We start from the raw sequence: 9,490 nt of genomic DNA on the forward strand, positions 1-9,490 counted from the left end.
CACGTTCACAGAAATCCCGATCGCTGTTCTCATGCCGCGAGCTGTGCACGTGCACACATGAACCGCAAAGGAGCGTCACCGATGGCCGCCGCTGTGTCCGACCGCATCGCCACCCTCTCCGCAGGGCGCGGCCTCGTCTTCGGATGCGACTACAACCCCGAGCAGTGGGATCGCAGCGTCTGGCCCGACGACGTGCGGCTCATGCGGCAGGCCGGCATCGGACTCGTGGCGATCAACATCTTCGGCTGGTCGTCGATCAACCCCGCTCCGGGGGCCTGGGATTTCAGCGCACTCGACGAGATCATCGAGCTGCTGCACGCGGCGGAGATCCGCATCAATCTCGGCACCGGCACCGCGTCTCCTGCTCCCTGGCTCACCGCCCGCCACCCCGAGATCCTCCCGGTCGGCGAAGACGGCACGGTCTTCCACCAGGGCGGTCGTCAGGGCTACTGCCCGAGTTCCCCGCTCTTCCGGGACTACGCCGCCGAGGTCGTCACCCGCGTCGTCGAGCGCTACGGGAACCACCCCGCCGTGTCGCTCTGGCATGTGTCGAACGAACTGGGCTGCCATAACGCGCTCTGCTACTGCGACACGAGCGCCGAGGCGTTCCGCGGCTGGCTGCGCGACCGCTACGACGACATCGACGCGCTCAACCGCGCCTGGGGCACGACGTTCTGGAGCCAGCGCTACTCCGACTTCGACGACGTGCGCGTGCCGGCGCAGGCCCTGTCGCTGCGCAACCCCGGCCAGATCCTCGACTTCCAGCGGTTCAGCTCCGACGAGCAGCTCGCGCTCTACCGCGCCGAGGCCGAGATCCTGCGCGAGCACAGCGAGGTGCCGGTCACGACCAACTTCATGGTCACCGCGCACATCCGCAACCTCGACTACTGGACGTGGGCGGGCGAGATGGATCTGATCGCCAACGACCACTATCTCGACCGCCGCCTCGACGATGCACGCGGAGAACTCTCGTTCGCCGCCGACCTCACCCGAGGCCTCGCGCAGGGCGCGCCGTGGCTGCTGATGGAGACCTCGACCGGCGCCGTGAACTGGCAGCCCTACAACCTCGCCAAGGCCCCGGGTGAGCTGCAGCGCAACATCGCCGCGCACGTGGCACGCGGCGCCGACGGCATCTGCTTCTTCCAGTGGCGGGCCTCGACGCAGGGCGCCGAGAAGTACCACACGGCCCTCGTGCCCCACGCGGGCGAGGACTCCGACCAGTGGCGCGAGGTCGTCGAGCTCGGCGGTCTGCTCGACCGCCTCGGCGACGTCGCCAGCACACGAGTCGCCGCCGATGCGGCCCTGTTCTTCTCCTGGGAGAGCTGGTGGGCGACCGAGAACGAGGGCCGCCCGAGCGAGGGGCTCACATACCTCGGGCAGGTGCACGCCGCGCACGCGGCACTGGCGGATGCCGGTGTCACCACCGATGTCGTCCGTCCGGGCGCAGACCTCGACGGGTACCGCCTGCTGGTCGTGCCCGCGCTGCACCTCATCAGCGACGCGGATGCCGCGGCGATCGCCCGCGCGGTCGAGAACGGCGCCACGGCTCTCATCACGTTCTTCAGCGGCATCGTCGACGAGGAGGATCGGGTGCGCACCGGCGGCTACCCCGGCGCGTTCCGCGAGCTGCTCGGCATCCGCTCGGAGGAGTTCGCACCGCTCCGTCCCGACGAGTCCGTGACCCTCAGCGACGGCACGACGGGAACGATCTGGAGCGAACGGCTCAAGACGACGGGTGCCGAGGTCGTCGCGTCGTTCGTCGACGGCCCCGCCGCCGGCGGCCCTGCGATCACACGCCGCGCGGCAGGCGAGGGCGAGGCCTGGTTCCTCGGAACCCAGCCCGCTCGCGACGACTACCGCCGACTGATCGCGCGGCTCGCGGCATCCGCCGGCATCGCCCCGACGCCGGGCGCCGGACCCGACGTCGAGATCGTGCGCCGCACCGGCGACGCCGGGTCGTTCCTGTTCGTCATCAACCACGGATCGACGGATGTCGAGATCGCGACCTCGGGCCACGACCTCGTCACCGACGCCGCCGCCACCGGGCTCGTGCCGGCGGGGGCCGTCCGCATCATCAAGGAGGATGTATGACCACCACGCTCACCGCTCCGGCGGTCGCCTCAGCGCCCCGGGCGCCGGGCCGCCGCCGACGGATTCCGCACAAGGGCGCGATCGCGTTCCTCATCGTGCCCTTCGGCGTGCTGTTCGCGCTGTTCTACGTCGTGCCGATCGCCTACGCCTTCTGGCAGTCGCTGCTCGTCGTCGAGCGGGACGGCACCTTCGGCAAGGCCGAGCAGGTGTTCGGCGGCTTCGCCCAGTACGTGCTCGTCTTCCAGAACGAGGCGTTCTGGAGCTCGATGGGGCGGATGCTGACGTTCGGCGTCGTGCAGGTGCCGGTCATGCTCGGCCTCGCCCTGCTGTTCGCGCTGCTGCTCGACTCGCCGCTCGTGCGGGGCAAGCGCTTCTTCCGTCTCGCGTTCTTCGTGCCCTACGCGGTGCCCGGCGTCATCGCCGCGATCATGTGGGGCTCGCTGTTCTCGCCCAACCTGTCGCCGTTCACCGCGATCACCAAGAACATCGACTTCCTCGGTGCCGACCTGGTGCTGTGGTCGATCGCGAACGTCGTCACCTGGGTCTACGTCGGCTACAACATGCTGATCATCTACTCGGCGCTGCTGTCGATCCCGCAGGAGCTCTACGAGGCGGCCATCCTCGACGGCGCAGGCCAGTGGCGCATCGCCTGGTCGATCAAGATCCCGCTGGTGCGCCCGGCGATCGTCATGACCGCGATCTTCTCGATCATCGGCACGCTGCAGCTGCTCGCCGAGCCCCAGGTCTTCCGCTCGTTCAGCTCGGCGGTGACCAGCACCTTCACCCCGAACATGACCGTGTACGCCACGGCATCCATCCCGAACACCAACCTGGCGGCCGCCTTCTCGGTCGTGCTCGCCGTGACGACGTTCGTGCTGTCGTTCGGGTTCATGAAGTACATGCAGCGCAAGGAGCAGAACGCATGAGCACCATGTCGATCGTCGCCCCTGGCCGGGGCACCCGCGGCAAGGCCCCGCGCGGAAAGGCCGCTCGCGAGTCCGGCATCTCGCGCACCGGCGCCATGCTGATCATGGCCGTGTTCACGGTCTACTTCCTGCTGCCGCTGTGGTGGCTGCTCGTCGCGTCGAGCAAAGAGACCGGCGACATCCTGACCACCGCGCCACTGTGGTTCGCCGACTTCCACCTGTTCGACAACATCGCGGAGCTGTTCGCCTACCGCGACGGCGTCTACCTGCGGTGGCTGATGAACTCGGTGCTCTACGCGGCACTCGGCGGCGCCATCGCGACCCTGCTCGCCGCCATGGCCGGCTACGCCCTGGCGAAGTACCGGTTCCCGGGCCGCGACCTGATGTTCGACATCGTGCTCGGCGGGGTGCTCGTGCCCGCCACCGCGCTCGCGCTGCCCCTGTTCCTGATCTTCAGCCAGGCGCAGCTGACCAACACGTTCTGGTCGGTCTTCCTGCCGTCGATCGTGAGTCCGTTCGGGGTCTACCTGGCACGGATCTTCGCGGCCTCGTCGGTGCCGGATGAGCTGCTCGAAGCGAGTCGACTCGACGGCGCGGGGGAGATCCGCACGTTCTTCACCGTCAGCATCCGGCTGATGACCCCGGCACTGGTGACGATGTTCCTGTTCCAGTTCGTGGCCATCTGGAACAACTTCTTCCTGCCGATGATCATGCTGCGATCCGAAGACCTCTTCCCGGTGGTCTTCGGTCTCTACAACTGGAACAACCAGCTGAATCAGCTGCCAGAACTCCGTGGTCTCGTGCTGATCGGCGCTCTGCTGTCGGTCATCCCGCTGATCGTCACCTTCCTCCTGCTCCAGCGCTTCTGGCGCAACGGACTGGGCGCCGGCGCCCTGAAGTGAGCAGGCAGCCGCCCGGACCGACCGGGCGGCGCACCACCCGCACCACCCGCACCACCCGCACCACCCGCACCACACACCCGCACCACCCCATCGCATCCACGAAAGGATCGAAATGCAGCATTCGAAGATGAAGGCAGCCGCTGTCATCGCCATCTCGGCGTTCGCGCTCGCCGGTTGCTCGGCATCCGGCGGAGACAGCTCAGGCACCGGCGGCGACGCCGCCTCGTGCACCCCGGCCGACGGCGACGTCACGCTCGAGTTCACCTCCTGGATCCCCGGCATCGAAGACGTCGTGAAGATCTGGAACGACGCCAACCCCGAGATCCAGGTCGACGTGCAGACCGGCCCCAACGGCAACGGCGGCACGTACCAGAACTTCTTCAACCAGATCAAGGCGGGCGACGCTCCTGACCTCGGGCAGATCGAGTACGACGCCCTGCCGAACTTCCTCGTGCAGGACGGTCTCGAAGACCTCAGCGCCTGCGAAGACGTCGTCGCCTCCGAAGACCAGTTCGTCGACTGGGCCTGGGGTCAGGTGACTCTCGGCACCGAGGGCGTCTACGGCGTGCCGCAGGACACCGGCCCCATGGGGCTGTTCTACCGCGCCGACCTGTTCGAGCAGAACGGCATCGAGATCCCCACCACGTGGGACGAGTATCGCGAGGCCGCGGTCAAGATCCGCGAACTGGGCGGCTACATCACCAACTTCTCGCAGTCCGACATCAACCAGTTCGCCGGCTTCGCCTGGCAGGACGGCGCGCAGTGGTTCTCGAGCGACGACGAGGGCTGGACGGTCTCGCTCGCAGACGACGCCACCACCACGGTCGCCGACTACTGGCAGAGCATGCTCGACGACGACCTGGTCGCGACGGTTCCCGCGTGGACCGACGAGTGGAACAACGCCTACAACTCCGGTCAGGTCTGGACCTGGAACTCCGCCGTCTGGGGCGCCAACTCGATCTCGAGCGGCGCACCCGACACCGCGGGCAACTGGGCCGTCGCTCCGCTCCCGCAGTGGGAGGAGGGCGGATCATCCGCCGGCAACTGGGGTGGATCCTCGACCGCCGTGCTCAAGGGCAGCGAGCACCTCTACGAGGCGACGAAGTTCGCGCTGTGGCTGAACACGTCCGATGAGGCGCTGACCGCGCTCGCCGAAGCGGCCAACCTCTACCCGGCCACCACCGCAGGACTCGACCTTCCGGTCTACGCCGAGGGCGTCGAGTTCTACGGCGGCCAGAAGATCTATGACGTCTTCGCCGACGCCGCCACCCAGGTCTCGCCCGACTTCGCGTGGGGCCCGACCATGACCCAGACCTACTCGGACGTGTCCGACGGGTTCAAAGCCGCGGTCTCGGGCAGCGGAACGCTGCTCGACGCGATCGAGAAGGGTCAGACGGCGACCGTCGACGCGCTCAAGGCCGCGTCGATCCCCGTCAAGGAGTAACACCCTCCGGAGGCCCGCCCGTATGCTCACGGGCGGGCCTCCTGTTTCGTCTGCGACCCGTCTGGAGCGGCAATGAGCGCACTCGTCCACCTGACCTCCGGCGGCGTCAGCGTCGTCATCGACACGACCACTGCGCGCCTGCTGCACTGGGGCGCGGCGCTCGATCCCGCCGACCTCGAGGCGCTCGCCGGGTCATCGACCGGCTCGGTGACGTTCAGCTCGTTGGACGCCCCCCGGGTCTTCCCGCTGCTCGCCGTCGAGGCCGACGGGTGGTCGGGCACACCGGCACTCGCGTGGCATCGCGGCGGACTGCACAGCGCGCCGCTGCTGCGGTGTGTCGGGTGGGAGTCGACGGCGACGTCGGTGCGGGCGGAGTTCTCGGATGCCGGGGCCGGGGTCACGGTCGTGCTCGACCTCGCGTTGGATGTCGGGGGCGTGCTGACCGCGCAGGTGTCGGTCACGAGCACCGCCGACGGCGTCGAGCCGCTGGATCTGCTCGCGGCCCGCATCCTGCTCCCGATTCCCGCACATGCGACCGAGGTGCTCGACCACACGGGTCGCTGGACCGGCGAGCGGCACCCGCAGCGGGGCGAGCTGCGGCACGGGGCGCACCTGCGACAGGTCCGTCGAGGCCGCGGCGGACACGACGCTCCCTACCTGACCGCGGTCGGCACCGACGGGTTCGGCTTCCGACGCGGCGAGCTGTGGACCGCGCACGTCGCATGGAGCGGCGACCTCGAAGTCGGTGTCGAGAGGCTGCCAGAGGGCGCAGGTGTGCACGGCGCTGTCCTCGGCGGAGGTGAGCTGCTGCTGCCGGGCGAGATCCGGCTGGGGGCGGGGGAGACCTACGTGTCGCCGCAGGTGTTCCTCACCTATGGCGAGAGCGGACTCGACTCGGTGTCTGCCCGACTGCACCAGGCGGTGCGTTCGTTCGCCGCGCACCCGACCACGCCGCGCCCCCTCGTGCTGAACACCTGGGAGGCCGTGTACTTCGACCACGACCCGGCGAAGATCGTCGAGCTCGCGGAGGCCGCGGCATCGGTCGGAGTGGAGCGGTTCGTGCTCGATGACGGCTGGTTCCGCGGGCGCCCCGACGACCGCTCGGGGCTCGGCGACTGGTTCATCGACGACGCGAAATGGCCCGACGGACTGCGCCCCCTCGCCGATCACGTGCACGGGCTCGGGATGCAGTTCGGCCTCTGGTTCGAGCCCGAGATGGTGAATCCGGTGTCGGACCTCGCCGAACGGCATCCGGACTGGGTGCTTCAGGCGTCGCCCGACTCGCCCACCTGGCGGCACCAGAAGGTGCTCGACCTCTCGAACCCGGATGCCGCCGCCTACCTCTTCGAGCGCATCGACGCTCTGGTCGCCGAGGTCGGCATCGACTTCATCAAGTGGGATCACAACCGCGACCTGCATGCCGCGGTGTCGCCGCGCACCGGCCGCGCGTCGGTGCACGCGCAGACCACCGCGTTCTACGCCCTGCTCGATGCGCTGCGCGAACGGCATCCGTCGTTGGAGATCGAGTCGTGCGCGAGCGGTGGCGCCCGCGTCGACCTCGGCGTGCTGCAGCGCACGCAGCGCGTGTGGGCGTCGGACTCGAACGACCCGATCGAACGGCAGCGGATCCAGCGCTGGACCGGCACACTCGTGCCGCCCGAGCTCGTCGGCTCGCACGTGGGCCCGCCGATCGCCGAGACGACGCACCGCGCGGCATCCCTGCCGTTCCGCATGACGACCGCGCTGTTCGGGCACGCCGGCATCGAGTGGGACATCACCCGGTGCACGTCGGAGGAGCGCGAGATGCTGTCGCGGTGGACCGCCCTCTATCGCGAGCTGCGGCCGCTGCTGCACTCGGGCGTCACGGTGCGCAGCGACGAGGTCGACGACGAGACGCTGCTGCACGGCGTCGTCGCCGGTGACGGCTCGCGGGGCGTGTTCGCGTGGGTGCGTCTGGGCACCTCGGTCGACGGGTTCACGCCGCGCACTCGGATCCCGGGGCTTCAGGCGGGGGAGCGGTACCGGATGCGGGTGCGCGAGGAGCTCGGATCGGTGTCGCGCCATCAGGTCTCGGATCCCGCGTGGCTGGGGGCCGGCATCGAGGCGTCGGGTTCGCTGCTCGGATCGGTGGGGGTGCCGCTGCCGCTGCTCGCTCCGGGGGCGGCGCTGCTGCTCGAGGCCGTGCGAGTGTGACGGAACGGACCGTGCTAAACTGACTCTTTGTCTGCGCACACTCCTGTGCGTAGTTCGCGTGCTTCCCCTTCTTCTGCCGAGAGATCGGCGCTGCGGGGTGGCGCGCAGACAAGGGATCTTGGGTGAGGCCGTCCGGCCTCACGGTATAGAAGGAGTCACCATCATGGCAGCAGTGTGCCAGGTGACCGGAGCTGTTCCCGGCTTCGGTCACAACGTCTCGCACTCGCACCGCCGGACGAAGCGCCGCTTCGACCCGAACGTGCAGAAGAAGACCTATTTCGTCGCTTCGCTCGGTCGTAAGATCACGCTCAACGTGTCCGCCAAGGGCATCAAGGTGATCGATGTCCGCGGCATCGAGAACGTGGTCAAGGACCTCCAGGCGAAGGGTGTGAAGCTCTAATGGCCAAGAAGGCTCAGGACGTACGTCCGATCATCAAGCTGCGTTCGACGGCAGGTACGGGCTACACGTACGTGACCAAGAAGAACCGCCGCAACACCCCCGACCGCCTCGTGCTCAAGAAGTACGACCCGGTCATCCGTCAGCACGTCGAATTCCGAGAGGAGCGTTGATCAATGGCTAAGAAGAGCAAGATCGCTCGCAACGAGCAGCGCAAGGTCATCGTCGAGCGTTACGCAGAGCGTCGCGCCGAGCTGAAGAAGACCCTCGTCGACCCGAACGCCACCGACGAGGCCCGCGAGGCCGCACGCGTCGGCCTGCAGAAGCTGCCGCGCAACGCGTCGCCGGCTCGCGTGCGTTCGCGCGACGTCATCGACGGCCGCCCCCGCGGTGTCCTCACGAAGTTCGGCGTCTCGCGCGTTCGCTTCCGTGACATGGCACACCGTGGCGAGCTGCCCGGTGTCACCAAGTCGAGCTGGTAAGTCTCAGCAGACAAGCCTGAAGGGGCGAGGATCTTCGGATCCTCGCCCCTTTCGCGTGCCTGGGGCTTCGCCCCGGCATCCGCTCCGCCGCGGCATCCGCCCTTGCGCGGCATCCGCTCGGCCCCGGCATCCGCCCTTGCACCCGCGGCATCCGCTCTTGCGCCCCGGCATCGCCTCACTCCGTTCTGTCTCCTCTGCGCCTCGGGAGGAGATCTGCGCTCGGGGAGGAGTTTTCTCGAGAATTTCTCCTCCCGAGGCGCAGTCCTCCTCCCGACGGATGTTCACGTGTGGGGGCGTGGGGGGTGAGTGGGGTGTGTGGGGCGTGTGGGCCGGGGGCTGCCGCGAGGTCCCGTCGAATGGTCGGGCTTCACGACGCACGGGGCAGGTGCCGAGGGCGGCGTGACCTCTTCTGCACGGATGGGGGTCTGAGGCGGCTGGGCACGAATCGTGGATGCCGTGTCGATCGCGGATGCGGGCCTGAGTGATCCTCGACGGGTGAACCCCAGACAGGCGCTGACGCAGCGCGACGGCGTGGCCCGCACCGAGACCCTGAGACGGCTCGGGGTCAGCAGGCACGTGCTCCGATCGTCGGTCCAGAGAGGTGACGTCATCGCTGTTCGCCGAGGGTGGGTCGCGCTGCCGGATGCCGACCCGATGCTCCTCGCGGCTGCCCGCCGCGGAGTGTTCCTGACTTGCGTCACGCTCGCGTCGCGGAAAGGGGTGTGGGTGCTCGGCGACTCACAGCCGCACGTCGCTGCGCCGGCGCGATCGGGCCATGTGAAGGTGTCCCGCGGCACGGTGCATTGGAACGAACCGGTGTTCCCGCGGGATCCGGACTCGCGCGAGGACTCCCTCGAGAACGCGCTGATACTGATCGCGGGGTGCCAGCCGTATGAGAGCGCGCTCGCGACCTGGGAGTCGGCCATGCGACAGAATCTCATCGCGCCCGGCATCCTCGAGCGGGCTCCGCTTCCGCCCACTGCTCGACGTCTGCTCGCGGACGCGCGGCAGTTCGCCGATTCCGGTACCGAGAGCATCTTTCAGGTGCGGCTGAG

Annotated in this window: 9 protein-coding genes; all 9 read left to right on the forward strand. The window is 68.6% G+C overall.

Annotation, left to right across the window (positions count from 1 at the left end; translation table 11 throughout):
* Nucleotides 1–81 precede the first annotated feature (81 nt).
* The gene (locus RU09_RS10995) at nucleotides 82–2,091 is read left to right on the forward strand and encodes a beta-galactosidase (protein ID WP_042540525.1); all 2,010 of its coding nucleotides are present in this window, start codon (nucleotides 82–84) and stop codon (nucleotides 2,089–2,091) included.
* The gene (locus RU09_RS11000) at nucleotides 2,088–3,017 is read left to right on the forward strand and encodes a carbohydrate ABC transporter permease (RefSeq protein WP_042540527.1); all 930 of its coding nucleotides are present in this window, start codon (nucleotides 2,088–2,090) and stop codon (nucleotides 3,015–3,017) included. Before RU09_RS10995 ends, RU09_RS11000 begins: the two co-directional genes overlap by 4 nt.
* On the forward strand, nucleotides 3,014–3,919 hold the full coding sequence (locus RU09_RS11005) for a carbohydrate ABC transporter permease (RefSeq protein WP_194285975.1): 906 nt from the start codon (nucleotides 3,014–3,016) through the stop codon (nucleotides 3,917–3,919). Before RU09_RS11000 ends, RU09_RS11005 begins: the two co-directional genes overlap by 4 nt.
* Nucleotides 3,920–4,031: 112 nt before the next feature.
* The gene (locus RU09_RS11010; RefSeq protein ID WP_042540529.1) at nucleotides 4,032–5,363 is read left to right on the forward strand and encodes an ABC transporter substrate-binding protein; all 1,332 of its coding nucleotides are present in this window, start codon (nucleotides 4,032–4,034) and stop codon (nucleotides 5,361–5,363) included.
* A 72-nt stretch (nucleotides 5,364–5,435) separates the two neighbouring features.
* Complete coding sequence (locus RU09_RS11015) at nucleotides 5,436–7,556, forward strand: alpha-galactosidase (RefSeq protein WP_042540531.1); 2,121 nt, start codon at nucleotides 5,436–5,438, stop codon at nucleotides 7,554–7,556.
* 163 nt (nucleotides 7,557–7,719) lie between these two features.
* Nucleotides 7,720–7,956, forward strand: a complete 237-nt coding sequence (rpmB, locus tag RU09_RS11020; protein WP_042540533.1) for a 50S ribosomal protein L28 — start codon at nucleotides 7,720–7,722, stop codon at nucleotides 7,954–7,956.
* Nucleotides 7,956–8,126: a 50S ribosomal protein L33 gene (gene rpmG / locus RU09_RS11025; protein ID WP_017203558.1), complete on the forward strand. Its 171-nt coding sequence runs from the start codon at nucleotides 7,956–7,958 to the stop codon at nucleotides 8,124–8,126. The genes rpmB and rpmG overlap by 1 nt, the downstream gene beginning before the upstream one ends.
* A gap of 3 nt (nucleotides 8,127–8,129) precedes the next feature.
* A complete protein-coding gene (rpsN, locus tag RU09_RS11030) occupies nucleotides 8,130–8,435 on the forward strand; it encodes a 30S ribosomal protein S14 (protein WP_042540535.1) in 306 nt (101 codons plus the stop codon).
* A 495-nt stretch (nucleotides 8,436–8,930) separates the two neighbouring features.
* The coding region (locus RU09_RS11035; protein WP_042540560.1) for a hypothetical protein at nucleotides 8,931–9,490 on the forward strand (560 nt) is incomplete at its 3' end.

Origin of the sequence: Microbacterium sp. MEJ108Y, from assembly GCF_000834175.1 — a bacterium.
In the GTDB taxonomy this organism is placed as follows: domain Bacteria; phylum Actinomycetota; class Actinomycetes; order Actinomycetales; family Microbacteriaceae; genus Microbacterium; species Microbacterium forte.